The organism is Fibrobacter sp. UWR3 (assembly GCF_900143055.1).
Taxonomy (GTDB): domain Bacteria; phylum Fibrobacterota; class Fibrobacteria; order Fibrobacterales; family Fibrobacteraceae; genus Fibrobacter.
Window position 1 is genome coordinate 190449 of sequence record NZ_FRCW01000002.1, and the last position, 26145, is coordinate 216593.

The window sequence follows — 26145 nt, forward strand, 5'->3', positions numbered from 1 at the left end:
GAAACGATGGAAACCACCCGATCCGAAAGAATTAAACTTGGCGCGTTCATGCTGCTGTGCGGAATACTCATCTGCGTATTCCTCGGCTACGTGCTCAAGCGCTACCTGAGCGAACAGTACGACAACTACTACACCATCTTCGACACCTCGGTGAACGGGCTCTTTGTAGACGCGAAGGTCAAGCTGAACGGCATCGACGTCGGTAGCGTCACGCGCATCACGATTAACGAGGAAAACCTGAACGAGGTCGTGGTCGCCTTCAAGGTCACGCACGGAACGCCTATCAAGATTGGCACCCGCGCGGGCATGACGGCAGGCATGAACCTCACCGGCGAAAAGCAGGTGGTGCTCTCGGGCGGCTCTTTCTCGGAACCGAACGTCCCCGAAGGCGGGCTCGTGCCGGCGGAAGTTTCGCACTTTGACCACATCACGAACCAGGCGGGCAATATCGTCGCGCACGTGGATTCCGTCCTCATGAACGTCAACACGCTGCTCTCTGCAGAGAATGCAGAAAACCTGAGCAAGGCCATCAAGAATTTTGAAGAAGTGACGGCAAACCTGAAGCGCGTCACGCAGGGCATGGCAAAGCCCATCGAGAACATTTCCAAGTCCGCCGAATCGATGCACCGCGTGATGGGTGAAATCGAAGAAGCGAAGATTGCCGCGAAGGCGGGCGAAGACCTCGACATCCTGAAGGAAAAGCTCGACGCCATCGACACGAAGGCGATGAACGAGAACTTGACGAAGGCGATGGAATCCATCAGCCAGCTCTCGAAGCGGCTCGACGGCATGGTCTACAAGAACCAGGACCAGGTGGGGGACGCCATCGTGGAACTGAACGCCGTACTCGAGAACCTCGAAGAGTTCAGCCAAAAAATCAAGAACAACCCCTCCGCGCTCATCCGCGAACCCGCAAAGACCCGCCGCAAATAAGAGGTAGAACATGCGCAAAGTTTTTAAGATTCTATCGACATTGTCACCCTGGAGCCGTCAGGCGATAGGGTCCAAAGCCTTCGCGGGAATGACGAGAGCCGCGAAAGTGTTGTTTGTCGCAATTGTCGCACTTGCCGCCATGACGCTTACCGCATGCTTTGGCGGGAGCACGAGCGAACCCACCCGCTACTTCACACTTGCCGTCGAAAACATCGACATGCCGGCCGCAGGTGAAGCAAACGGCCGCCTGCAGGTGCGCAAGTTCACCATCGACCAGGCCTACCAGAGGAACAACATCGTCTACCGCGAATCCGCTTACGACTTCATGTTCTACGACCTGGACCTGTGGGCATCTCGCCCCGAGCAAATGGTGGCGCAGGTCGCCGCAGAATACATCGTGAAAAGCGGGCTTTTCGCATCGGTCGATACCCGCGCCTCGGGCAAGCCCGATTTTGAACTCCTGGGCCACATCGACGCCATCGAGGAAATCGACGAAGGCTCCTCGCAGTATGCACGCCTTTCCCTCAAGCTTACGCTCCAGAAACCCGACAGTGACGCTCCCCTCTGGGAAAAGCGCTTCGACGAAAGGCAATCCGTGAGCAGTCGCGAGCCCCGCCTTGTGGCAGAGGCCATCTCGAAGCTCCTCGGCAAGTACATGGAAGAAGCCCTCGGGGCCATCGCCGGCGCAGGCAAGTAAATCTGGCCCGAGAATGCCCGCCGGCGGCCATTTTCGCAGACAAAAAACACATTTTTCGCGAAATTGGGGATTAAATCGCCCAAAACACGGCATTTCGGGCATTTCACACTATTTTAGCGTATAAAAGCGCACATCGGATGTAAAAAAAAGTGAAGGTTTAATCCCTTTGCTTTTTTTGATTTTAAATTTACTACGGGTTTGGTTGTATACTTAAAATACGGTATGGTGTACAAGATGTTTGATTATATCCTTTCGCGCAAGATTTTCCCCGCGACACTCGCATTCGGATTGGGCCTCACGTTCCAGGCCTGCTCCGACGACCCTTCCTCACCCAAAGGCGAAGACGAGCCCATACCCGTCCCGAAAGAGGAACTGCATACCTCCGAAGCACCGACGCTCAGGCTTACCGAAGTTTCTTCGCTCAACCTCTCGTGGCTCGATCACGAGGGCGATGACCCCGCGTGGGTAGAAATTTTCAACTCGGGCGACAAGGACGTGAACCTCAAGGGCTACTCGCTGGTCGAGAACCTCACGAACCCGCAGAAGTGGGTGTTCCGTGGCGAGACCATCCCCGCGGGCGCATACCGCACCGTATTCCTCGACAAGAAGGACATCTCCACCATCGAGGGCATGGTGGACGGCGTCGATGACGAAGGCCACGTGCTGCACGCCCGCACGCACACCAACTGGAAGCTCGACAAAAAGGGCGGCACGCTCTACATCATCGACAACCACAACGCCATTCACGACAGCCTCACCTACCCCGCACTCCCCGCCGGCATCAGCTACGGCAAGGTTTCGGACGGAAGCCTCAAGTATTTTGCCGTCGCGACTCCCGAAGCCCTCAACGACGATGCGGGTGCATACGCGACACTCGCCCCCACGTTTGACTTCGGCACCAAGAGCGCGGGCTTTTACGCAAGCGAAATCACACTCGACCCGCCCGCCGTACCGGAAGGCACCACCGTCCGCTGCACGCAGAACGGCTCTAAGCCCACCGAAGCCTCGCCCGAATTCACCGCACCGATTACCATTTCAAAAAACACGGTCTTCCGTTGTGCCGCATTCCAGCCCGGAGCGCTCACGACCGACGTGATTACCAAGACGTTCTTCATCGGCGAAACGGCCCGCATGCCGGTCGTCGCGGTCAGCGTCGATTCCGCGTTCTTCAAGGAAAGCTACATCAAGACCAACGCCGAAACTCCGAAGAGCGCACCCGCAGGCCTTTTTGAGGAAAAGGAATTCCCCGTGCACGTGGAATACTTCCCCGACGGTAGCAAGTCCACTGCACCCGCATGGGAAGTCGACGCAGGCATTTCCATCATGGGCGGCTACAGCAGGCTCAAGGACAAGAAGTCCGTCGCAATTGTGATGCGCGAGCAGTACCAGGACGGAAAAATCGACTACCCGCTGTTCGAGACCCGCAAGGACATCAACAGCAAGTTCCGCGGGTTCAACCTGCGCAACAACGGCAACCGATTCGTGAGCGACTACATCGGCGATGCAATGGGCGGCGCAATTCTCGAAGGGAGCGGCGTCGACTACCAGCGTAGCCGCCAGGTGGTGGTGTTCTACAACGGAAAGTACTACGGCATCCACGACATGCGCGAACGCTTCAACAAGCATTACGTAGAAACTAACTACGGAATCGACGCGAACTCGGTCACGATGGTAAAGCACCTCGGCCACGACGTCACCGCAAGCAACGGATCTGTCGACGAATACAAGACGCTCCTGAGTTTCGTGGCGCAGAACGACTTCAGTGGCGAAAACAACAAGAACTACGAGATGGTAAAGACCCTCATGGACGTGGGCAACTTCGCCGACTACATGGCGGCTGAAATCTACATCCACAACGGCGACTGGCCGAACAACAACGTGCGCGCCTGGAAGAGCCCCGAGCAACCGTGGAAATTCATGGTGTACGACCTCGACCACGGATTTGACTGGATGTGGGGTGTGAACGGCGGCGAATTCAGCCAGAGCACCGACATTTTCCCGTGGATAAAGAAGGGCGGCGGAAACAAGCCCTGCAAGGACGAAGGCTGCTTCGCGAACCTGTACATACAACTTATCAAGAACCCGGAATTCCAGCGCGTGTTCCTGAACAGGTCTGCCATGATGTTGCAGAACAACCTGAACGGGGCCAACGTGACCCGCGTGGTTGACGCGATGACAGCGACCATCGACACGGCCGAAATAAACCGCGACCTGAAAAAGTTCAAGCAGGACGAGATGTACTACAAGAACTCCTGCGGCAAGGGCTTCAGCAAGACGGGCAGTTGCCTCAAGGAATGGTCCGAAGAGCGCGACGCAAGCGTTGTTCAGGACTACTACTTCGAATTCGGGATGACGAGCATGGTGACCATGAACCTGAACGTCACCGGGAGCGGATACATCACCGTGGAAGGCAGGCCCGCCCCCACGCCGGCTTATGCGGGTAAGTTCTTCGCGGGCATCGGGATGGTCATCACCGCAGTCCCGGTCAGCGGCTCCGTGTTTACCGGATGGAGCGATGGCGAGACCGCAAACCCGAGATTCGTCGTGAACGAAGAAGGCGCGAGCTACACCGCCGTGTTTAAGTGATTGGTCATTGGTTATTAGTTATTAGTTATTAGTTATTGGTTATTGGTTACTAGAGTTGCGGGCTGCGGGATGTTTATTGCGGGCTGCGGGATGTTTATTGCAGGCTGCAAGGGGTTTATTGCTGGCATCAAGAGGTTTATCGCGGGAATATTTGCTATTATTTATGCATAAAAACGAATATATGCATAAACCTCGGGTCGTGGATAGACTTATATGACGCTACGTGAAGCTTTCGAAAACAAGATGTTGCTGCTGGACGGCGGCATGGGTTCCGTGATTCAGACTTACGGGATCAAGGGCGCGAACAACGACATGCTCTCCATCGAGAAGCCGGAAATCATTCTCGATATCCAGCGCCGCTACGTGGATGCGGGCGTGGACTGCCTGACGACGAATACGTTCTCGAGCCAGCGCGTGAGCCAGCACGAATACCACCAGGAACACCGCATTGCCGAAATGAACCGCGCCGCTGTGAAGATTGCGAAGCAGGCCGCGGCAGAGGCCATGGAAAAGTACGGACGACAGGTGTACATCCTGGGTGACGTAGGCCCCACGAGCAAGATGCTCTCGATGAGCGAAGACGTGAACGACCCCGCGAGCCGTAGCATTACTTTTGACGAACTGGAAGACGCCTACCTGGAACAGATTCAGGTGCTGGTGGATGAAGGCGTCGACGCCATCCTGATTGAAACGATTTTCGATACGCTGAACGCGAAGGCCGCCGCAAGTGCTTTTACGAAAGTGATGGAAAAAGTTTCACGCCCGGTTGAGGTGATGTTCTCCATGACAGTGAGCGACGCCTCGGGCAGAACACTTTCGGGCCAGACGGTGGAAGCATTCGCCGTGAGCGTGATGCACATGCACCCACTCTCCATCGGCCTGAACTGCGGTCTCGGTGCCGACGGCATGGTGCCGTACCTGCGCCGCATGGGCAAGGTTGCGCCCTGCTACATTAGCTGTCACCCGAATGCGGGTCTCCCGAACCAGTTCGGCGGTTACGACGACACGCCCGAAGACATGGTGCGCCTGATGGGCGTTTACCTGGACGACAAGCTGGTGAACATGATTGGCGGCTGCTGCGGTACCACGCCGGAACACATCGCCGCCATGCGCAAGATGCTCGACGCCCTGCCGGCCGATTACGAACGCCGCAAGCCCGCGCCCAAGTACGCAACAAGCCCGCTACTCCGACTCGCGGGTCTCGAGCCGCTGTTCAAGGAACAGGTACGCCCCAGCGACGGTGCTGACAGCTGCAACGCCGAAGACTTCGTGAAGGTGGGCGAACGCTGCAACGTCGCCGGCTCCAAGAAGTTCCTGCGACTGATTAACGAGAAGAATTACGACGAAGCGCTGGACATTGCACGCAAGCAGGTCGAAGACGGCGCCGACGTGATCGACGTGAACATGGACGATGGCCTCTTGGACGCCACTGCCGAAATGCAGACCTTCCTGAACCTGATTGCCTCGGACCCGGCCGTGAGCCGCGTGCCCATCATGGTGGACTCTTCCCGATTCGAAGTCATCGAGGCGGGCCTCAAGTGCATCCAGGGCAAGAGCATCGTGAACTCCATCTCCCTCAAGATGGGCGAACAGGCGTTTATCGAGCACGCGCTCACCATCAAGCGCCTGGGGGCCGCCGTCATCGTGATGCTCTTTGACGAAGAAGGCCAGGCCACCAACTACGAGCGTCGCGTGAATATTGCCGCCCGCGCCTACGACATTCTGGTGAAGCAACTGAATTTCGCGCCATCGGACATCATCTTTGACCCGAACGTGCTGACGGTCGCTACCGGCATGGCGGAACACAACGCCTACGCCATCGACTTTATCCGCGCGGTCCGCTGGATTATGGACAACCTGCCCGGCGTGCGCATCTCGGGCGGTCTTTCGAACCTCTCGTTCGCTTTCCGCGGCAACAACTACCTGCGCGAAGCGATGCATACCACCTTCTTGCATTACGCGATTCCAAACGGTATGGGCATGGCCATCATGAACCCGAGCGCGATTATCGAATACAAGACGATTCCGCTGGAACTCCGCATGGCCATTACCGAAGTGCTGTTGAACACGGAACCGGACGCCAGCGAAGCGCTTATTGAAATTGCAAGCCGCATGACCGCGGCCGCCGCTGCCGCCAAGGAAGCGGGCACCAAGTACGACCCGAAGGCGATTTTCGCCATGAGCACGGGCGCGGGCAGTTCCGACGCGGGTAGCAACAGCGTCGCCGACTCCGCGCAGGCAAAAACCACGCCCGAGGAACGCCTGCAAGAAGCCTTACTCAAGGGAACCTCCACCACACTTCAGCCCGACCTGATGGAACTCATCAACCGCGGCGATAGTCCCGTGGGAATTATTTCCGGCCCGCTCATGGACGGCATGAACGAAGTCGGTCGCCGCTTCGGTGAAGGCAAGATGTTCTTGCCGCAAGTGGTGAAGACTGCCCGCACCATGAAGAAGGCGGTAGAAATCTTGCAGCCCTACATCGAGGCGGGCAAGGACGCGAATGCATCGAGCCGCGGGAAAATCGTGATTGCGACCGTGAAGGGCGACGTGCACGATATCGGCAAGAACATCGTCTCCGTGATTATGGCCTGTAACGGCTACGAGATGGTGGACCTCGGCGTGATGATTCCCGAAGATGTAATCGTGAAGGCGGTCATCGAGAACAAGGCCGATATATTGAGCCTCTCCGGATTGATTACGCCCTCGCTCGAAGAAATGTGCACTGTCGCGAAGGCCATGCAGGCTGCGGGCCAGCGCATCCCGATTATCGTCGGCGGCGCAACGACCTCGCCCACGCACACGGCCGTAAAGATTGCCCCGTGCTACGAAGGCCCCGTATTCCACGTGCGCGACGCCGCCAGCAACCCGGGCCTCGTGCAAAAGCTCTTGGACCCCGCGACCAGCGAGCAGACCATTCAGGAAAACCGCGAAGAACAGCAGCGCATTCGCGACAAGCAAAACGGCATCCAAACCGAAGCCGCAAGCGCCATGGCCGCAGCAGAGAAGACTCCGCTCGAACGCCGCTACCTTTGCGACTGGAGCAAGTACCAGCCGGTGGAGCCTCCGTTCATGGGCGAAAGCAAACTCCCGCCCATCGCGCTCGAAAAAGTCATCCCGCTTATCAGCTGGGAATACTTCTTCTTCACCTGGAAAATCAAGCCGGACCAAGAAGAAGCAAAGAAACTCAAGGCCGACGCCGAAGCGCTCATCAAGAGTCTCACAAAGCCCGAGTATGCGCTGCGTGCCGTGCAGGCGTTCTACCCTGCAGCCGGTACGGAAAATTCCATCAAGTTCAACACGGGCCGTACCGGCACCGACTCCGACTTTGTCGAAGTCGTGACGGCACGCCAGCAGAACCCGGAAGGCACCTGCCTTGCCCTCTGCGACTACGTTGCACCCGCAAACGCGAATACCGCAAGCATCTTCGCCGCTCCCGCCGGTAAGGATGTTTTCCGCGACATCGTGGGTGCCTTCGCCGTCACCGTGAGCGACGCCTTCGTCAAACGCCTCGAAAAGCTGAAAGCCGAACAGGGCGGCAGCGACTACGACGTTCTTTTGATGCAGACCGTCGCCGACCGCCTCGCCGAAGCCGGCGCCGAATACCTGAGCCAGGAACTCGCGCGCACCAAGGGCTGGAAGGGCATCCGCCCGGCCGTCGGCTACCCCGTGCTCCCGAACATCAAGGAAATCTTCAACGTCGCGAAACTCATCGATTTTAACAGCGTAGGCATCAGCCTCACCGAGAACGGCGCCATGTACCCGCAGGCCTCCGTGAGCGGCCTCTACATCAGCCACCCCGAAATCGACTACTTCCACGTGAAGGTGTAAATCGCCCGTTTCGCAAAAACGCCCTATTGACTTCGCACTGTTTTTTGATTAAATTAACAGCAGATTGCGAGGTACATTATGAAAGACAGACAAGATCTTCCCGAACTAGCCAAGGCGTACCTTTTCGCTATAAAGATTACATTTGACAACATTCTCCCCGACAAGGCGGAGGAATTTAACGAGCTCGCCAACAACCTTTCGGCACGCTGCCGCAAGGTCAAGTTCCTCAAGGAAAACACGAGCGACGTCTACACCATCGTGGAAATTTCTTTCGACGAGTTCGAGGACTTTTTGGTCACGACCTGCATCAAGAACGAATACCTGAAAAGTTTCCGCATGACAATCGACCACTACTCGTCGAACATGAAGCTCGTCTACAGCGAGAAATTCTTTGACTGCAAGGCCGTCTACGTCGAGGAATTCGCCTACGACAAGTTCGACACCAACCAGGAACGCCTAGTCAAGACCATCGGCGTCAAGTGCAAGCGCGGACATTAAACCCGCGCGAGCCCCACCCTATTTGCGTATAGTAGGTACGCACGAAAGCAGTTTTTTCGTGTATTCGTGCTGAGGGTCCGTAAGCACGGAGTCTGCGGGCCCGCGCTCCACCACCTTGCCAAAGTACATGACAAGCACGTCGTCCGAAATCGCACGCACCACCTGCATGTCGTGGCTAATGAAAAGTATGCTGAGCCCGAGATCGCGCCTCAGGTCGTCGAGCAGGTGTAGAATCTGCGCCTGCACCGATACGTCCAGCGCGCTCGTAACCTCGTCGCAAAGCAGGACCTTCGGTTCGACCATCAGGCTACGCGCAATGCAGAGCCTCTGCCGCTGGCCTCCCGAAAACTCGTGCGGGAACTTCTCCATCGCGCCGTGCGGAATGGACACGCGTTCCAGCAACTCGACAGCACGCTGCCGCGCCTTCTCGAAAGTGACCTTGCGGGCCACCAGCGGGGCGGTGAGTATTTCCTCTACCGTCTGTCGCGGGTTCAGGCTGCTGAACGGGTCCTGGAACACCATCTGCACCACGTCGCACACGCGCGCAGGCTTCTCGCCCCCCTCGGGAGCAATCTTCCCGCACTGCACGCCCCTCCCGAAAATTTTCACGCTGCCCGACGCAAGCGGCACGAGCCCCACCAGGGACTTCACGAGGGTCGACTTCCCGCAGCCCGATTCGCCCACCACGCTCAAGGTCTTGCCCTGTTCCAGCGTGAACGAGACGCCATCGACCGCGGTGAAGTAGTCCTTCACCTTTCCGAACACGCCACCCCGCACCGGGAACCGGACCGTAAGCCCGCTCGCCTCGATGGCGGGTACACCCGCGGGAGCCGCCTGCTGATTAGGCATCGGCCTCCCCATCCAGGCTTTCCAGGGCTTCCTGGACATTCTTCTCCGTCTCGAGGAGAATCTGGCGGCACTTCTTCAGCAGGGCCGTCGCCTCCTGGACACTCCCCGCCAGCTCGTCAATTTCCATCTCGGAATTGTCGATACGCGTAAGGATAGCCTCCAGGCGCTCCATCGAGTTCTTGTACTCTAGATTTTCTTTGCTCATGTGTGGGAATATAGTTATTTGTACAAAACATTCGTCCGCTTTTAATTACATTTACCCCCAGTGGAGAAAAAAGAGACTCACAGCCTGCGGATGACACCCGCGGGTATGCGCAAGGGTTTCCGCATCGCGTGCGGGGCGGTTTTTGTGGTCGTTGCGCTCGCGCTCCTGGGTTGCCTTGACCTCCCCGATGCCCCGAACGAGAGCCAATACGTGGAACGCGTCGACGTGTTCCTGTTCCAGGAAGGCAACCAGGATTCCACGCTCCTGAAGATTCGCCCGAACGACTCGGCGATTATCAGGGCAGCCATCTATCCGAGGCAGTTCAAGAACAACCTCACGTTCCGCTGGCTTTTCTGCATCGGGGATTCCACAGCCGTCATCGGCGACAGCCTCACGTACACAATCCCGAGTTCGCCCAAGATACACGACATCCCGAACGCGCTTGAGGTCGCGGACGGGGTCGGGAACACCATCCGCAAGGATTTCAAGGTCAGCGTGAACATGGCTCCCGCGCTCCATTCCACCACCATCCCCGCCAACGGCGCAACGCTCTACGGCAACAAGCACACGTCCATCCTGTTCAAGTGGAAATCCTACGACTTCGATTCCTTCGACGAGAACAAGCTCGAGCACACGCTCGTCATCGACGGTGTGGAGTACCCCGTAGGCCACCTCGAAGAGATTATGCAGTCCGGATTCGGCGAAGGCGAGCACACGTTCCAGATTATGGTGAAGGATTCCTTCGGCGATGCGGATACGCTCCCGGTCTACAGGTTCTACATGCTCGACACGCTCGGGGGCAGCCTATGACGCGTGCCTTCCGTGCCATTTTCGCGTTCACGCTCGCGCTCGCACTCGCGGGTCAGTTCTCGGCATGCAGCAACGGCGAGGACTACCTCTACGACGAGGAACAGTCCACGTTTATCGAGGTTTCCGCCGAGATGGCGTCTTCGTTCGATTCCAGCAGCACGCGGGCGAAGTCCGACACGCTCACTCCCGCCGACACGCTCATTTTCATCGCGAACATTCTCCCCTCCAAGTCCATCAAGATAAAGCGCTACCTCTGGACCATGGACGGCGAGCCCCTCTCGTACGATTTCAGTTTCCGCAAGAGCATCGAGGAGCCGGGCCTGCACAAGATTGCGTTCTTCCTCGAGACCTACCTGGGCGACACGCTCTCGGACACGCTCTCCCTGCTCATTTCGAACCTCCCGGTACTCGACGAGAACAAGTTCATCCCCGCGCGGCACTCGCAGGGGCTCCCGACATCGGGCGGGGTTTCGTTCGCGTGGGATGCCTACGACCCGGATTCCATCGCGAGCCTGCACTACCACTTTACCATCGAGGGCATTGTCGATACCGTAGTTCCGGAGCAGGGCTTTACCTACTGGGGCGACCTCCCGCCGCTCGAGCACCTGCGGTGGAGCGTGCAGGCGATAAACGAGTTCGGGTTTGCTTCGCGCGAAAAAATCCACGGGGATTTCTTTACCCGCGGTGGCATCGGCGAGGCGGGCCTTACGGGCGCGGTCACCACGAGTGCCGCGACAAGCGGCTCGGGTCAATTCGATTTCGGCGTGAACGTCACCGTACGCGACACCTTCAATCGGGTTGTCCTCACGAAAGACTTCCCGAGCAACAACCTTACCACGGGGCCATTCGCCGTATCGCCCTTAAGTGCGGGCAGATACAGCATCGAGGTTTCCATTCCCGAATATCCCGACTTTGCCGGCGATACGTTCGACGTTACGCTCCAGGCGGGCGAAGTGCTTGACCTGGACACGATTACCCTGCGCGATACCGTGCGCCCGCACATTGCCGTGCTTGCCGCGGGCTCAGCATTCACGAAAATCGACACGCTCGACTACAGCGACACGCTCAAGTTCCTCGTGCTGGATTTCGGTACGCCCTCCTCGCAGGTGACCGTTTCCGCGTTCCTGGAATCCACTCTCCTTACCGAGACAGCGGTTTCGGGCGACACGTTCACAGTAATCCTCCCCTCGTCCGCACGCACATGGAACAGGCGCCTGCTCGATATTGTCGCCATCGACGCGAGCAAGAACAAGACCGTGCGCAACTACGTCATCGAGGGGGCCGATTCCTGGTTCAGGTCGAACCCCAACCCGACCCTAATCACGAGCGATTCCGTCCGCCTCTACATCCTGGACAACAACCGCTACGGATTCAAGCCCGACACGTTCTACTTCCACTTCGGCAACCGCAAAATCGCGCAGTACGCAAACGACGTTCCGCTCTACTCGCAGACGTTCCTGAAAATTGAATTCAACGAGGGCGAAAACACAATCATGAGCGGGATCCGCTACACGAACGGGATTACACAGTGGAAGCGCTGGACACTCATCCGGAACAACTCTACGGGAGGCTCGCCATGAAACGCCTAGCCTCCGTGATTTCCATGCTCGCAACCGCGGTCGCATTCTTTGCCTGCGGAGATTCGCACCTGGTCGAAGACAGCGACCAGCCTACACTCGACCAGCACATCTTTGTGCTGCCCGACCGCTTTGCCGGACAGCCCTACAACTTCGGCTCGCCCGCAACGAACGTCTATCTCGACACGAACCAGTCCGTGAAATTCTGGGCGACATACAGCCTGGACGGGCAGTTTATTTCCACGGATGCCGACGAGGAACTCTACCTGAACCACAACTGGATTATCGACGGAGAGAACTACAACATCTCGCCCCTGCGCCACAAGTTCTCGACACCCGGGTTAAAGCGCGGGATACTCGAGACGGTAGACCTGCTGAACGACACGCTGCGCGATACGGTGAACATCTACGTGAACACCCCCGTCTCTGTCGCCATTATCGCCCCGGTCAACGGTTTCAACCGCGTATATCCCGGCCCGAACAGCAGCGTGGAACTCCGCTGGACCCTTGCAGGCGCCGACCCCTGGGAAAAATCCACGTGCTACGTGCACGCGGCTTACGACAGGGAAAACGTGTGGCGTAACGCCATCGGCAAGGTGGACTGCAACGAAGGCGCCACTCTCAACGGCACGTTCCTGGGCGATTCCCTCACGAGCTACATCATGGCCCACCCCGAGCGCGACACGTCCGTTTCCATATACTGGGGCGTAAAGGCAATCCTTTCTACCGATGACGGCTTCGAGGAACGCGACTCCACCGACATCTTCTATTTCTCCACGCTATTCATGCATACCGATTCTGCGGTCATCAGCATCCCTGTCGTGTACGACAATCTGCGCAACATGTCGATACACACGCGGCTCCTTGTAACAAGCAGTACCGGCGACACGCTCGCCCAGCTCAATTCAAAGACCAACCCGACGACTTTCACCACGAAGGTCGCGGCACAGACCGGTATCCGCATCCATGTCGACGACGGCAACAGGAAGGAATTCCTGTCCGACGACGTTATCGTGAACACGTCCGCCGGCGCATTGACCATCGTGGATACAATCCACATGCAGGATCATGTGCAGCCGCAGGTGGCCCCGCTCAGCAACGCCATTGGCTTCAACGACAGCATCGCCTTCTACGTTCTCGATGACGGCACGGGAATTAACCCCAACCGCATCCACGTTTCCGTAGATTCCGATTCCGTCGAATTCAATTACGACGAGCCGTTCATCAAGTTCAGGAGCAGGTGCTTTGTCGGGTGTACCATCCGGATTTCTGTCGAGGACAACGCCCGCAACATGAACCCCAAGGTGTTCTGGGAAACCAGGGCAAAGCAGGGATTCCTCGACACGCTCTACATAGACGGTCCATTCACCGAACTTTCGGGGGAAAGATGATTTCGAAGTTTTCCCTGATATTCGCGCTCGCTCTCGCCTCCCTCGCCCTTGCACAGGAGGCGCACAGGTATCTGCACATCTCGACGAACCCCTCGTACGCAGATGCCTATGTGAATTCCACCCGCAAGAACTTTGCCGCGAACCCGGACGTAAGCCTCCCCGGCTACATCGAGGTTCCCGCTGGCGAGGGCAACGTGCTGGTGACCATATTCAAGCCCGGCTACAGGGACACGACCATCAACGTGACTGTTTCTGACAAGGACACATCGTACCTCATCGTTTCGCTTTCGCCCAGTTATGACGACGTGTATCTTGAACGCCAGCAGAAGGCGCTCTCGCACCGCACGCGCAGGAACATAGGCTTCAAGCTCGCCATCGCATCGGCGGCCCCGCTTGTCGCAAGCGGAATCGCGGCGCTCGTGACCGAATACAACATCGGCAAGGCGAACGACAAGAAAGACCTTATCGAGAAGAGCGTCATACGGGAAGGCGACGAATATGCACGCAACCTGGAGCGCTACGGGGAATACCGGGATGACGCGGAATCGGCAAAAAAAGTCACCGTAGGGACATTCATTGCGGGGGTAGCACTCCTCGGATTCGGCTTGATACTTTCGTTTTAGCGGGTAAACCATGAGCAGCACCATGAAAAAGATTTTCCTCCTTCTAGCGGCAAGTTTCTTATCGCACGCATTTGCGGAAGACCCGCAGGGCATGCAGGTTATGGTCGAGCTTGTCTCGGGCACAAAACAGAAGGCGCAGTTCCTCGGCATCGCAAACGATACCGTGAGCCTCGGGGGCTATATCAAGAACGAATTCACCGTGCTAAAGTTCCCGAAGAGCCAGTTCAAGAGCATTCTCGATTCCCTCGGGAACAACATCCTTGCGGCCCAGGCAGATCCCGCGCAGGAATACGAGCCGGTAGACCCGAACGCCCCCGGGTTTGTAAATGAGGAGGCCGCTGCAGGCGATACGCCCGAAGGTGACACCGCCGGGCTCGACACAGGTAGCGGGAGGCCCGCAGGCACAAACCCCGAGCCGGCCGCAGGCGACTACATTCCAGACAAACTATTCGCCGGGTTCGAAACCGACGGTATAGATTCCGGCAAGGCGAGCCTCCTTACGGCAGTGACCTTCGAGATAATGCGCGAACTCGACCCGCGGTTCGGAATGCGCGGGTTCAGCGCCACCCCGCAATGCAACGACCGCGCCTGCGTGCAGGATTACTGGAAGACATACGGCGTGAAGGATATCTACTTCGGGAAGATTTCAAGAGCATCGCACCCGGATTCCGCGAACGTGGAAATCACGCGGGTGCTTTACGAGGAGGAACTCCCCACCATTTCAAAAGAGCAGGTGACGCTCTCGCTCGACTCGCTCCTGCAGGATGCCGTCAAGGACGGCGCCCTCGTGAACCTCGTCAAGAAGGCGGCCGGGTTCCCCATACCCTCGAAGCGCAAGCGCAGCTACATCCATGTGGAAACGGACCCGGAATCCGCCACCATCTCGCGCCCCGAAAAGGATGCGATATGCAAGTCTCCCTGTACCTTCGCCGTTACGGATACGGGCAAGATTGAGATAAACGCGTACTGGAACGTGGATAAGCACCTGTGGGGCGCACAGACCTTCGTGCGCCCGCTCCCCGGCGATACGGTGAAGGTCTCGCTCAAGCTGAAGCGGGTGATTCCCGAAATAAAAATCGTGTCGAACCCGGTCGGCGCAGAGATTTTCCCGGGCCAGGAAGAAATTACCCGCAACAGCAAGTCCATCGGCTCGACTCCAAAGATTGTCTCGCTCACCAATCCGGGCATGACCCACCTGCGCCTCCGCCGGGAAGGCTACCGCGATACGCTCGTGAGTTTCTACGTTGCCCCCGTCTCCGAAATCAATCTCGACATCTCGATGGAGCACCTCACCGACTTCGAAGAAATCAAGAAGCAGGAGGAATGGGTGAAGCAGCGCCGCAAATCGTTTATCGGGCAAGTGCTGATGGGTTCTTCCGTCGCCCCGGTACTCGCGGGTGCACTCCTTTTTTACCTCGCCCAGCAGAACTACGACGACGCCGACGACATCAAGGCCGAACTCAAGATGCCGAGCGCCGCGAAAGGCGAGAACTACAACAGCAAAAAGCAGAAGAACAAGGACCTCGTGGACACGGGCGACCGCTACAGCATCATAGGCGGGAGCCTCATCGGTGCGGGTATAGCCGTATTTGGCCTGGGGCTTTTCCTCACCTTCTAGCAAAAACCGCATAATTCGCCGTAAAAAAGGCAAAAAAACACTTTTTTAAACGGACAGCCGTCCGTTTTTGCTTTTTAAAAAACTAGATTTAGAGCGATGCGTAAACTACTTATTTCATTCATGCTTTTGACCGCGGCGGTCTATGCGGCTGATTTCGAGCGCTCCAATTGGCGAGCCCAGATGTACCTGCAGGCCGAACCCGCCTTTATTCACTTTGAATCCGAAGAACCGCAACTGTTGAAAGAGTCCATCGATAAGGAACTCCTCACCATACCCGTGAGCGTGGGCTTCCTGTTCAACCCCTTCTTTACTCCGCTGTTCAAGGCCGATATTCCGTTTACCTTCTGGCTCGGTGCCGAAGTCAACTCCATCCAGTTCCGTGAAATTGCGAGCGACCCCGCCTACTGGGGTGTCGGCGACGACGGCAAGCGCGTCGAAGACGAAAAGCACGACCTTTCCGAAGCGGGCGAAGGCCGCACGCTCTCGTTCCGCGCATACGCCCCGTCCGTGGTGGGCGGTTTCTCGTTCAACCTCGGCGGCGACTTTGACCTTCGCGTGCTGGGCGGCTACGGGTTCCACTTCTTTACCTTCGTGGACAACTACTCCACCAGCACCAAAGACCACACCGAGATGGTCCCGACGGCATTTGTCTCTGGCGCTCTCGAATACCGCATCACCGAGATTTTCCAGGACGTGGACATGAAAATCGGCATCAACGTGCGCAGGGAATTTTTGCCCTACGAAGACATGATGGCGACCTACCCCTACAAGTACGACAAGGAAAACCCGACCCCGTCCTCCGGATTCTCGGGAATCACCTTCAGCAAGGTTTCTTACAAGTGGCCCGTACGCGTGGGCCTCGAACTTTCGTTCGACTTCGGGCGTGAAAGCCGCCGCGACCGCCGCATGCGCTTTACCCTGCGCGACCGCGACCAGGTGCTGCGCGACAACAGCGAAGTCAAGGACACCCTCAGCGACTGGGACTGCATGGCCATCGAGCGCGACTACCGGTTCTTCCTCGACGAGAACGGCGAACTGCCCGACATGAGCGACGCCTACACCAAGACCCAGTTCTCCGACGTGCTGGAAAGCTTCCTCGCCTTCTGCCACCCGGCGGACCTCGCCACGAAGGAAAAGCTCTATGCGACTCTCGACACCGGCAAGATCGAGCTGAAGGAATACCAGGTACGCCAGGAAGATTCCCGCTTTGACCAGGTCATGGCGAGCAACGACCCCGAAATGCTCGAAATGTTCCTGCAGTACTACCCCGACTCCCCGCGCCGTGGCGAAGTCGAAGCCAAGATTAGGACACTCAGCGAATACCACAAGTTCCGCGAGATACAGGCGCAGAACACCTTCAAGGCATACCTCTCCTACCTGAACGACAACCCGAACGGGGCTTTCAGGGACGAGGCCGAAGCAGGCATCTTTGAACTTGTCCGCAACAGCAACCGCATGAAGGACTACGAGATTTACCTGAAGCGCTTCCCGAACGGCAAGTACGTCGAAGAAGCGAAGGCCGCACTCAAGGGCGCAAACAACAGCGCTCCTTCCCAGATAGAATACCAGGCCCCCGAATACGTCGAACCTCCTGCAGAGGAGAGCGCTCCGGCGGTCGAGGAACCCGAAGAGGAAGAAGAAGAGGAAGAGGTAAAGCCGTCGCCGAAGAGCAAGAAGGCTAAGGCCAAGGCCAAGAGGGCCGCAAGCAAGAAGAAAGCAAAGTCCAAGAAGAGAAGATAGGCCTTGAAAAAATTCGCCCTACTCGCAATCCTTGTCGCAGGCATGAGCCTCGCGACGTTCGCACAAGTTGATTCCAGCACGGTGCAGGCAAGTCCGGCAGCCCAGGTCGAAGCCGTTGCAGAAGCCACCTCCGAAGAAGGCGCGACCGCCGACGGCACCCCGAAGACCGGCATCTACGACCAGGTCATCAACTGGTACAACGCGAACCTGAACTACGGCACCGTCGCTCTCCTCATGGCGGTGGAATCCTCGTTCATCCCCTTCCCGTCGGAACTGGTGGTGCCGCCCGCCGCATACAAGGCGATGCAACCGGAATCGGGCCTGAACATCGTGTTCATCGTGCTCTTCGCTACCCTCGGGGCACTCGCGGGTGCATTCGTCAACTACTTCCTCGCGAAGCTCCTCGGGCGCCCGATTGTGTACAAATTCGCAGACAGCCGCCTGGGGCACTTTCTGCTTCTCGATTCGGGCAAAGTAACAAACGCCGAGAGGTTCTTCCTCGAGCACGGCGCAGTCTCTACGCTCGTCGGCAGGCTCATTCCGGCAATCCGCCAGCTGATTTCTATCCCGGCGGGCCTTTCCAAGATGAAGCTCTGGGCATTCACGCTCTACACCGCCATCGGCGCCCTCTTCTGGAATATCATCCTCGCAGTCCTCGGGTACATCGCCCACGGGCAGAAGGACTTGATTCAGACGTACAGCCACGAACTTTCCATCGGGCTCGTTGGGCTCGGCGTATTGTTTATCGGCTACATGACCTGGTGCGCGCTCAAGCCGAAAAAGTAGAAAGCGAGAAATCCGTCATTTCACACTCCACACCTCACACTCCACACTTCACACTAGTTAGAAGTCGCAGTTCTTGACGCAGCGGTTGTTTTCGAAAATCGCCTCGAGCGTCTTGACGCCCTTGGTAAAGCGGCGGTACGGCCCGTTGCGGAGCCCTTTCTCGAACGTCATCTCTTCCTTGATGGCACCAAGGTCGTCGTAGATTTTTGCGACACCGTGGATTTGCCCGTTCACGTAGGGCAGCGTGCGCACCAGCAGTCCGCGTTCGCTCCACACTTCGCTCGCGCCGTCAAGCACGCCCATCTTGTATACCTCGCGGGATTTCTTGATTCCGTTCTCGTAAAATTCCGTGCTGGACCCGTCCTCGATTCCTTCCTTGTAACCGATGGTCTGCCAGACCTTGCCGCTTTCGTAGTAACTCTTGAACACGCCATCGAGCTTGCCATTCTTGTACGGGGCCTCGACCGCCAGATTGCCGTTGGGGTGATACGTGTAGGCAACCCCCTCGCGGATGTCGGTACCCTTCTGCACCGTGTACAGGCGGGCCAGCGTCCCGTCATCAAGCGTAGTGCGGACGGTGTCCAGTTCCACCCCGCCTTGCGATGCGGGCTTGGCCGCGAGCTTCTTCGGGGCCTTTGCAGGTGCGGCGAAGGCATTGAGAAATCCGCAACACAGGAGTAACACGAAAATTTCTTTTTTCATCACCGATAAATGTAGTTTTATCGTCGAGAATTATGTATTTTGCAGTTGCTTATGCGTATTACTTTTTTGAATCCTCCGTTCCATCCGATGTTCAGTCGCGAATCGCGCAGCCCCTGCGTGACTAAATCGAGCACTCTTTACTGGCCCATGTTCCTGAGTTACGCCGCCGGCACTGCCGAGGCGGATGGCAACGAGATTCAGCTGATTGACAGCCCCGCGATGGAGCTGGACTTGCCCCAGACGCTCGAGGGCATCAAGAAGTTTGACCCGGCGCTTGTCATTTGCAGCACGAGCACCCCGAGCATTCTGAACGACCTCAAGGTGGTGCGTGCCATCAAGGATACGCTCCCGAACGTGAAGGTCGCCATCATGGGTACGCATGCCACCGCCGAGCCGCTCGAGAGCCTGGAGATGGAACCCGCGCTCGACTTCGTGATTATCGGCGAGGCGGACTACACCTGCCGGAACCTCGCGAGGAGCCTGCGCGGCGACGGAGTCCCCGTGAACCAGATTGCGGGCCTCGCCTTCCGCAAGGAGGACGGCACCACAGACTTCCAGCCCGAGGGTCCAAAAATCGAGAACCTGGACGAACTCCCGTGGGTTTCGAAGGTGTACCGCAAGCACCTTTACAGCTGCTACAAGAAGTATTTCTACGGAGCGAACCTCAACCCGCTGATTGTGATTTTGAGCGGGCGCGGGTGCCCGAACCGCTGCAGCTACTGCGTGATTCCGCAGACGCTCAACGGCCACAAGTTCCGCCGCCGCACGCCGAAGGACGTGGTGGACGAATTGCAGTACATCAAGGACAATTTCGAAGATCTGGGCGAAGTCTTCTTCGAAGACGACACGTTCACCGCAAGCCACGAGCATGTGCGCGAAATCTGCAACCTGATTCTGGAACGCGGCCTCAAGATTACGTGGAGCTGCAACGCCCGCGCCGATGTTCCGCTGGATTTGCTCAAGCTGATGAAGAAGGCGGGCGGCCGCGAGATGTGCGTGGGTTTTGAAAGCGCTTCGCCTGTGGTTCTCGAGAACATTCACAAGGGCGTGAAGAATACCGACAAGGCAATCGAGTTCACGAAAAACGCCCGCAAGGCAGGCCTGCTGGTGCACGGCTGCTTCATGGTAGGTAACCCGGGCGACACTCCGGAAACACTCCGCATGACGCTCGACTACGCCAAGAAGTTGAACCCGAATACTGCGCAGTTCTACCCCATCATGGCGTACCCCGGTACCGAGGCCTACAAGGAAGCCCTCGAGAGCGGCGCATTACAGACAAAGGATTACAACCAGTGGCTGGACAAGGACGGGTTCCACCGCACCACCATCCAGCGCGGCGAACTCAGCAGCCAGGCACTCGTGGACTTCTGCGACAAGGCCCGCCGCGAGTTCTACCTGCGTCCGAGCTATATTCTGCGTCAAGGCATCATGGCCCTCAAGAACCCGCGCGAACGCTACCGCGTGATGCGTGGATTCGGAACGCTCGTGAAGCACCTGTTTAGGAAGCACGGGCAGCTCGCCCCTGTGGCGCGCCAGGCCCCGACCATAAAGCCATAGCGGATTGACAGGCAAACCAACCTTATTTAAATCCTGGCCCCTGCGCCGGGATTTTTTCTACATTGACAAACAGAGGCCAATATGATTCAAAAGGACGCAACAAAAGAAACTACGGACGCACTTTGGAACGAACTCACTGTCGATAAGAACCTGAAATACGGTGAAAGTTCCATTTTCTGGATCAAGGTCCTGTATGTCAACGCCGTCGCCATATTCGCCCTCTTGGCAATCGACTGTTTCCTATTCAAGGACAGTGTCGAGGGGGCGCCCCCGACAACCCTGGAAGACCTTTTCTACACAGTCTCCATTATATCAGTCATTGCCATGGTTTTTACAATTCCGATTCAGTGCTTCAAATTCGGTAAATGGGCTTACCACACCCTAAAATTCCAGAGGCTATTCACTGAAACCCGTTTTTCGCCCAAGGTCGCCGCCTGTCTTTGCAACCTGATATTCGCAAAAGACCTGTTGATCCGTCAAAAGCAGGCCCTCGAGAGTTACAACCAGGAAGCGGTAATCAATCCCCAAAGCCGCTCCTGGAAAATCACTCTCATTATAAAGTTCCTTACCGCCGGATTCACCATCGCTTTTTGTGCCGTCATGGTTATTCTAGCGATTCTACAATTCTTTTTCGCCGCAATACTGCTCTTTGTATTGGCACTCCTGCTTTGTGCCGTCTATCTCGCATGCAGTTTCAAAATCATGCGAGCCATCATGGAGAACGAACGCAGACTCCATTCCCTCCTGCTCGATGAACTGCTGAACCGCAAAGTTGACGAAATCCTCGCCCAGCGAGGAAATCAATAAACTTTTTTACTACTATTATACATACTATGAGTGAAAACTGCCTTTTCTGCAAAATCATCAAGGGTGAAATCCCTTCCAAGAAAATCTACGAAGACGACGACGTGTTCGCCTTCTACGACATCGCCCCGCAGGCCCCCGTGCACTTCCTGGTGGTGCCGAAACGCCACATTTCGACCATCATGGACATGAAGCCTGAGGATTGCGAGCTCGTGGGCAAGATGCTCTACCGCGCGCAGCTCATCGCGAAGGACCTCGGCCTCGAAGAGGGCGGCGCCCGTTTCGTGTTCAACTGCAAGGCTGACGCGGGCCAGACGGTGTTCCACATCCACCTGCACGTCGTTGGCGGACAAGCGATGGGCTGGCCCCCGTTCCCAGCGAAATAGACGAAAGAACGGGCCTTCGGCCCTATAGACGAAAGACGATAGATATACCTGTCCAAAATTCTTCATAAAATTGCTTGGTATATCAACAAATACAATTCTTTCGTCTATCGTCTACCAGCTATACAAAACTTCACAACTTGTTGCCTTAGTTGTTGTTATCCACCTTGTGGAGAAGCGATCTTTCGTCTATGATTAAAACCCGCGCGATAGTCCTGCACCGCTTCCCCTACAGCGATTCCAGCTGGATCGTGAAGGCGCTTACGGAAGAAACCGGCACGGTCTCCTTCATCGTGAAGGGAGGCAAGCGCAAGGACAGCCCGTTCAGGGGGGCGCTCGACCCGCTCGCCCTGTGCGAGATAGTGTATCGCGAGAACCCGAATACGGAACTGCAGTTCCTGAAGGAAGCGAGCGTCATCAACTGGCACCCGCACCTTCGCGAAGACCTGCTCGCCCTCGCGAAGGCGCAGGTGATGGCCGAAATCGTACTGCGGTACGCACCCGCGGGTGTCCCGCTGGAAGGTGAATTCGCCCTGCTGGAAGAGGCGCTCGCGGCGCTTGACGTACCCGATAATAAACTGCCCGCGGACGATAATTCTGAAGTTAAACTCCCAGCGGGCAATTCGCCTGAAGTTAAACAGCCCGCAGATTCCGAAGTTAAACCGCCCGCGGGCAATTCGCCGGAACAAGATGCCACACCCTCCTTACCAGCAGGCATTAAACCACCAGCAGGCATTAAACAGCCCGCAAACAAGTCGGGTGTTTTCGCCCGCTGGCTCCTGGATATCTGCGAACTCTGGGGCTACCACCTGGACATGAATTTCTGCAGCCGCTGCGACCACCAAATCGAAGGCGTTCCGGCCGATTTCCATCCGGAAACAGGCGCATTCGTCTGCAAAAGCTGCCTCGGGGTCGAAACTCCCCGCGCTCGGCCCGAGACGCTCGCCGGTTTCGAGGCGCTGCGCACCGGCAGGGCAATCGCGCACCCGGAATTCGTCGAGAACGCTCTCCTCGCCTACCTGCGCAGCCACATCGGGTTCATGCGCGAAATAAACTCGCTCAAGTTCCTGAACGAGACGCGAAAGTTATACGACCGTTCGCGCTAAACTCGGGGATTAAATTACTCCGGTTTGCGCTCACTCTCCCAACCGCCCCTGTTTAATAACAGGGGCTTTGTTGCTCACAATGACGACCGTTCGCGCTAGATTCCTGAATTAAATTACTCCGGTAGGCGCTCACTTTCGCCTTCGACGACTCGTTAATACGAGTCGCTTTTGGCTCACAAACGACCGGTCGCACTAAACTCGGGGATTAAATTACTCCGGTTTGCGCTCACACCCACCTGCGACGACCTCGCGCCAACTTCCAACATAATTTCTATCTTTTACACGCTGTGAAAAGCGCAGTTTATAGAAAGCGCTGTTCACAGAAAGCGCGGTTTACAAGCGCGGTTCATAAATAGGAGATGCTATGCTTACTGCGGAAGATATCCGCGCCTTGAAGGGCACGGGCAAGAAAGTTTCGATGATTACCGCCTACGACTTCGCGTTCGCCCAGATGGCAGAAGCCGCCGGAGTCGACCAGATTCTCGTGGGCGACAGCCTCGCGAACACCATGCTCGGCTACAAGAGCACCCGCGAAATCGGCATGACCGAAATGCTCATCTTCGTCGCCGCCGTCTGCCGCGGCGCCCCCAACACGCACGTGGTGGCCGACATGCCCTACCTGAGCGACAAGGATCCGCAAACCGCATACGATAACGCTAAGCGCTTCATGGACTTAGGTGCAGCAAGCGTCAAGCTCGAGGGCACCCCCGCAGGCGTCATCGAATACCTCCGCAGCAAGGATATTCCCGTCTGCGCACACCTCGGGCTGCTCCCGCAGACTGCAGAAAACTTCAAGCAGAAGGGCAAGACCGAAGAAGAGGCCCGCGCCATCGAAGAGGCCGCCAAGTTCGTCGATAGCCTCGGATGCTTCGAGACGGTGCTCGAGCACATCCCCGAAGAACTCGGCAAGAAGATTACCGGCGAGGTGAAAAGCGTCACCATCGGCATCGGCGGCGGAAAATTTACCGACGGACACGTGCTCGTGATGCACGACGCGCTCGGAATGCACCAGAAAAAGCTCCCTCCGTTCGCCACGAAGTTCGTCGACATGTATTCCCTCGGCGTAGAAGGCTTCCGCAAGTACGTGGAGAGCGTGAAGAACGAAGCGTAACACACAGCAAGGAGAAAATTTTCTCTACGCAAAGCAAAAAAATTTGTCGCAGCGCAGAAAAAATCTTTCTTGATTGAAAAATTTTCTCTCGCGAACGAAAAATTTCTGGTGAAAAGAAAAAAATCTCGTCGATGACGGGATTTTTTTTGCAAGTGTTACGAAAATCACAAGTAATTCTTTGAGTATCATCAAGTTACAATCACAAAAGACTGCTACGTACAAAAAAGGAGCAAATCGTCTGCAACCCGCGTCGTTATTGGGCTCGCGTCATTTTACATACAAAGTAATTTTCATCCCTTATAAGACAACTTTTCCATCTTGTCAATATCTTTTTGAAAAAAAATGAAAAAAATTTTAAAAAGGTGTTGACTTTTTGTGAAAATAAAGTTATTTTAATGTCATCAAAACAATTAACCCTCAAAAAAGGAAGAATACAATGGCTACTACAAAGAAAACTGTTGCTAAGAAGGCTCCTGCCAAGAAGGCTGCTCCGGCTAAGAAGGCTGTTGCCAAGAAGGCTCCGGCTAAGAAGGCTGCTGCTAAGAAGGCTCCGGCCAAGAAGGCTGCCCCGGCTAAGAAGGCTGTTGCCAAGAAGGCTCCGGCCAAGAAGGCTGCTCCGGCTAAGAAGGCTGTTGCCAAGAAGGCTCCGGCTAAGAAGGTCGCTGCCAAGAAGGCTCCGGCTAAGAAGGCCGCCAAGAAGTAATTTTTATTCTTCTTTAAAGCTCTCTTTTGGAAAGGTCCCGCTCTGCGGGCCCTTTTCATTTTTGCACGTTTTAAACACAAATAAACATCCCGAAGCCATCAATCAATTTGAAACTTCATCTTAAGCAGGGTATAAGCAGTCTTATAAATGGAAGGCGTCGGCCAAGGCATCATTTAAAATCATTTTAAAGATAATTTCTATCTTTAAAAACATGATTTCGGAAAAAGACCTCGAAGAACTCCAGAAAATTCCCCTAGATGAACGTGTCAAGCGCGTTGAAGCGCTGCTCGAAACAAAGGAAAACCCGCGCGGTTTTGAACTCGGGCTCCTCCTCGCCCTCAAAATGGGCCAGGAAATCCGTGAAAAGAAACCCCTCGGGAGCGAATCGGGCGACCTCGTGGTAAGCTGGAAGGACAAATATTCCGAATATGTGATTGAAGAAGCCATCGCAAGCGCGAAGGAATTCCTGCTGCACCCGGCAAGCATCGCCGAAAAGATCAAGGCGGGCATGGACAAGTTCAACAAGGCGCCGGAAGATGCCGGGCAAGAGAGCACCGGTCAGCAAAACGCTGCCGAATCGAAGGACCAAAACGAGGCAGAAAATGGATAACAAACTCCAGGCCACCGTAGATATCGGGAGCCACAGCTGCATATTGCTGATCGCCGCATTCGAAGACGCTCCCGCAAGTTCACCAGCCGAAACAGCCGAAGCAGAAGTTAAACCGCGCCAAATTTTGGTGCCGAAACTCCAGAAGGTGGAAATCTGCCGCCTGGGTGAAGACATTTATGAACATGGCGCCATCACGCAGGCGCGCATCGAGGAACTCTCGAGAGTGCTGACCAAGTTCCGCATGGACCTGCACGCGCTCGGCGCCGACCTCAAGGCGGCCGTCATGACCGAAGCGATGCGCAAGGCATCGAACCCGGACGAAGTTCTCGACGCGGCAGAAAAGGCGCTCTGGATGCGCCCGCGAATCATCAGCGGCGAAGAAGAAGGCAAGCTCACCTACCGTTCCGTGAAGGAATGGCACGGCGAAGGCATCGTCACCATCGATATCGGCGGCGGTTCCACCGAGCTCAGCAACGGCGAGACCACGTTCTCGATACCCGTCGGCGCACTCAAGATGTTCAAGGCGATGGGCCCGATTCCTGGACCGGAATACAAGAAGTTCGTGAAGGAGACCTTCAAGGAAGTGAGCTTCAAGGGCATGACCAAGAAGCCCGTCTACCTTATCGGCGGCACGGGAACCGCACTCGCGATGGTCTACCTCGACAAGCCGAAGTTCGACTACAAGGCAATCGAAGGGCTCGAGATGAGCATCGCCGACCTCGACGCGGTCACCACGCGCATATCGAACCTCTCGAAGGAACTGCGCGCGATGCTCCCGGGGCTCGAGAACGGCAGGAGCGACGTAATCATCTGCGGACTTTTCTGGCTCAAGTCGCTTTTGGAAAAACTGCGCGTAGAAACCTTCCGCATCAGCACCGCGGGCATCCGTTTCGGGCTCCTGTACCCGCCGGAACCCGAACCTGAAGCAAAACCGAAGGCGAAAAAGACACCGCCCTGGCTCAAGAAGAAGGAAGAGAATTCTGCCGAAGAAGGCTCGGACCAGTAACGTCATCCCCGCGTAGGCG

At 56.5% G+C, this 26145-nt stretch carries 23 protein-coding genes; 20 read left to right on the plus strand and 3 right to left on the minus strand.

From position 1 onward, the window contains the following. Positions 1 to 6: 6 nt before the first annotated feature. The 5 genes from BUA44_RS02925 to BUA44_RS02945 all read left to right on the plus strand — a co-directional run bounded on the left by BUA44_RS02925 (position 7) and on the right by BUA44_RS02945 (position 8545). The gene (locus tag BUA44_RS02925; RefSeq protein ID WP_072808394.1) at positions 7 to 933 is read left to right on the plus strand and encodes an MlaD family protein; all 927 of its coding nucleotides are present in this window, start codon (positions 7 to 9) and stop codon (positions 931 to 933) included. A 10-nt stretch (positions 934 to 943) separates the two neighbouring features. Continuing rightward, positions 944 to 1630: an ABC-type transport auxiliary lipoprotein family protein gene (locus tag BUA44_RS02930; RefSeq protein ID WP_255370438.1), complete on the plus strand. Its 687-nt coding sequence runs from the start codon at positions 944 to 946 to the stop codon at positions 1628 to 1630. A gap of 234 nt (positions 1631 to 1864) precedes the next feature. Next, positions 1865 to 4216: a CotH kinase family protein gene (locus tag BUA44_RS02935; protein WP_254794679.1), complete on the plus strand. Its 2352-nt coding sequence runs from the start codon at positions 1865 to 1867 to the stop codon at positions 4214 to 4216. Positions 4217 to 4429: 213 nt separating this feature from the next. After that, a complete protein-coding gene (gene metH / locus BUA44_RS02940) occupies positions 4430 to 8047 on the plus strand; it encodes a methionine synthase (RefSeq protein WP_072808400.1) in 3618 nt (1205 codons plus the stop codon). A 78-nt stretch (positions 8048 to 8125) separates the two neighbouring features. Continuing rightward, positions 8126 to 8545 carry a hypothetical protein gene (locus BUA44_RS02945; protein ID WP_072808402.1) on the plus strand — a complete coding sequence of 140 codons (420 nt, stop codon included), beginning with the start codon at positions 8126 to 8128 and terminating at the stop codon, positions 8543 to 8545. An 18-nt stretch (positions 8546 to 8563) separates the two neighbouring features. On the opposite strand, the gene BUA44_RS02950 is transcribed toward BUA44_RS02945, so the two are convergent. Both BUA44_RS02950 and xseB read right to left on the minus strand, forming a co-directional pair. Further along, positions 8564 to 9394 (minus strand): ATP-binding cassette domain-containing protein, encoded by an 831-nt coding sequence (locus tag BUA44_RS02950; protein WP_072808404.1) that lies wholly within the window; start codon positions 9392 to 9394, stop codon positions 8564 to 8566. Further along, positions 9387 to 9599 carry an exodeoxyribonuclease VII small subunit gene (xseB, locus tag BUA44_RS02955; RefSeq protein ID WP_072808406.1) on the minus strand — a complete coding sequence of 71 codons (213 nt, stop codon included), beginning with the start codon at positions 9597 to 9599 and terminating at the stop codon, positions 9387 to 9389. The genes BUA44_RS02950 and xseB overlap by 8 nt, the downstream gene beginning before the upstream one ends. A 60-nt stretch (positions 9600 to 9659) precedes the next feature. On the opposite strand from xseB, the gene BUA44_RS02960 reads away from it, so the two are divergent. From BUA44_RS02960 to BUA44_RS02990, 7 genes are all read left to right on the plus strand, one after another. Next, positions 9660 to 10409 (plus strand): hypothetical protein, encoded by a 750-nt coding sequence (locus BUA44_RS02960; protein WP_143151842.1) that lies wholly within the window; start codon positions 9660 to 9662, stop codon positions 10407 to 10409. Further along, positions 10406 to 11989 (plus strand): carboxypeptidase regulatory-like domain-containing protein, encoded by a 1584-nt coding sequence (locus BUA44_RS02965; protein WP_072808410.1) that lies wholly within the window; start codon positions 10406 to 10408, stop codon positions 11987 to 11989. The genes BUA44_RS02960 and BUA44_RS02965 overlap by 4 nt, the downstream gene beginning before the upstream one ends. Next, entirely contained in the window at positions 11986 to 13377 is a 1392-nt protein-coding gene (locus BUA44_RS02970) for a hypothetical protein (protein WP_072808412.1), read from the plus strand. Before BUA44_RS02965 ends, BUA44_RS02970 begins: the two co-directional genes overlap by 4 nt. Continuing rightward, the gene (locus BUA44_RS02975) at positions 13374 to 14000 is read left to right on the plus strand and encodes a hypothetical protein (RefSeq protein WP_072808415.1); all 627 of its coding nucleotides are present in this window, start codon (positions 13374 to 13376) and stop codon (positions 13998 to 14000) included. Before BUA44_RS02970 ends, BUA44_RS02975 begins: the two co-directional genes overlap by 4 nt. Before the next feature lie 22 nt (positions 14001 to 14022). Further along, positions 14023 to 15618, plus strand: a complete 1596-nt coding sequence (locus BUA44_RS02980; RefSeq protein ID WP_072808875.1) for a PEGA domain-containing protein — start codon at positions 14023 to 14025, stop codon at positions 15616 to 15618. A gap of 96 nt (positions 15619 to 15714) precedes the next feature. Next, positions 15715 to 17358, plus strand: coding sequence for an outer membrane protein assembly factor BamD (locus tag BUA44_RS02985; protein WP_072808417.1), 1644 nt, complete (start codon positions 15715 to 15717; stop codon positions 17356 to 17358). Between the two features lie 42 nt (positions 17359 to 17400). Further along, positions 17401 to 18144 (plus strand): DedA family protein, encoded by a 744-nt coding sequence (locus tag BUA44_RS02990; RefSeq protein ID WP_083579466.1) that lies wholly within the window; start codon positions 17401 to 17403, stop codon positions 18142 to 18144. A 57-nt stretch (positions 18145 to 18201) separates the two neighbouring features. Here BUA44_RS02990 and BUA44_RS02995 read toward each other — a convergent pair whose 3' ends face one another. Further along, the gene (locus BUA44_RS02995) at positions 18202 to 18846 is read right to left on the minus strand and encodes a toxin-antitoxin system YwqK family antitoxin (protein ID WP_072808419.1); all 645 of its coding nucleotides are present in this window, start codon (positions 18844 to 18846) and stop codon (positions 18202 to 18204) included. Between the two features lie 51 nt (positions 18847 to 18897). Between BUA44_RS02995 and BUA44_RS03000 the strand changes: the two genes are divergently transcribed. The 8 genes from BUA44_RS03000 to BUA44_RS03035 all read left to right on the plus strand — a co-directional run bounded on the left by BUA44_RS03000 (position 18898) and on the right by BUA44_RS03035 (position 26126). After that, on the plus strand, positions 18898 to 20403 hold the full coding sequence (locus tag BUA44_RS03000) for a B12-binding domain-containing radical SAM protein (protein ID WP_072808421.1): 1506 nt from the start codon (positions 18898 to 18900) through the stop codon (positions 20401 to 20403). 81 nt (positions 20404 to 20484) lie between these two features. Next, positions 20485 to 21210 carry a hypothetical protein gene (locus BUA44_RS03005; protein WP_072808423.1) on the plus strand — a complete coding sequence of 242 codons (726 nt, stop codon included), beginning with the start codon at positions 20485 to 20487 and terminating at the stop codon, positions 21208 to 21210. Between the two features lie 26 nt (positions 21211 to 21236). Next, complete coding sequence (locus tag BUA44_RS03010; RefSeq protein ID WP_072808426.1) at positions 21237 to 21593, plus strand: histidine triad nucleotide-binding protein; 357 nt, start codon at positions 21237 to 21239, stop codon at positions 21591 to 21593. A gap of 188 nt (positions 21594 to 21781) precedes the next feature. Beyond that, entirely contained in the window at positions 21782 to 22696 is a 915-nt protein-coding gene (gene recO / locus BUA44_RS15865) for a DNA repair protein RecO (protein WP_255370440.1), read from the plus strand. 364 nt (positions 22697 to 23060) lie between these two features. Continuing rightward, entirely contained in the window at positions 23061 to 23807 is a 747-nt protein-coding gene (gene panB, locus BUA44_RS03020; protein WP_072808428.1) for a 3-methyl-2-oxobutanoate hydroxymethyltransferase, read from the plus strand. A 436-nt stretch (positions 23808 to 24243) separates the two neighbouring features. Continuing rightward, on the plus strand, positions 24244 to 24510 hold the full coding sequence (locus BUA44_RS03025; protein ID WP_072808430.1) for a hypothetical protein: 267 nt from the start codon (positions 24244 to 24246) through the stop codon (positions 24508 to 24510). Between the two features lie 211 nt (positions 24511 to 24721). Then, positions 24722 to 25120, plus strand: a complete 399-nt coding sequence (locus BUA44_RS03030; RefSeq protein ID WP_072808432.1) for a hypothetical protein — start codon at positions 24722 to 24724, stop codon at positions 25118 to 25120. Beyond that, the gene (locus BUA44_RS03035) at positions 25113 to 26126 is read left to right on the plus strand and encodes a Ppx/GppA phosphatase family protein (protein ID WP_072808434.1); all 1014 of its coding nucleotides are present in this window, start codon (positions 25113 to 25115) and stop codon (positions 26124 to 26126) included. Before BUA44_RS03030 ends, BUA44_RS03035 begins: the two co-directional genes overlap by 8 nt. The last annotated feature ends 19 nt before the right edge of the window (positions 26127 to 26145 follow it).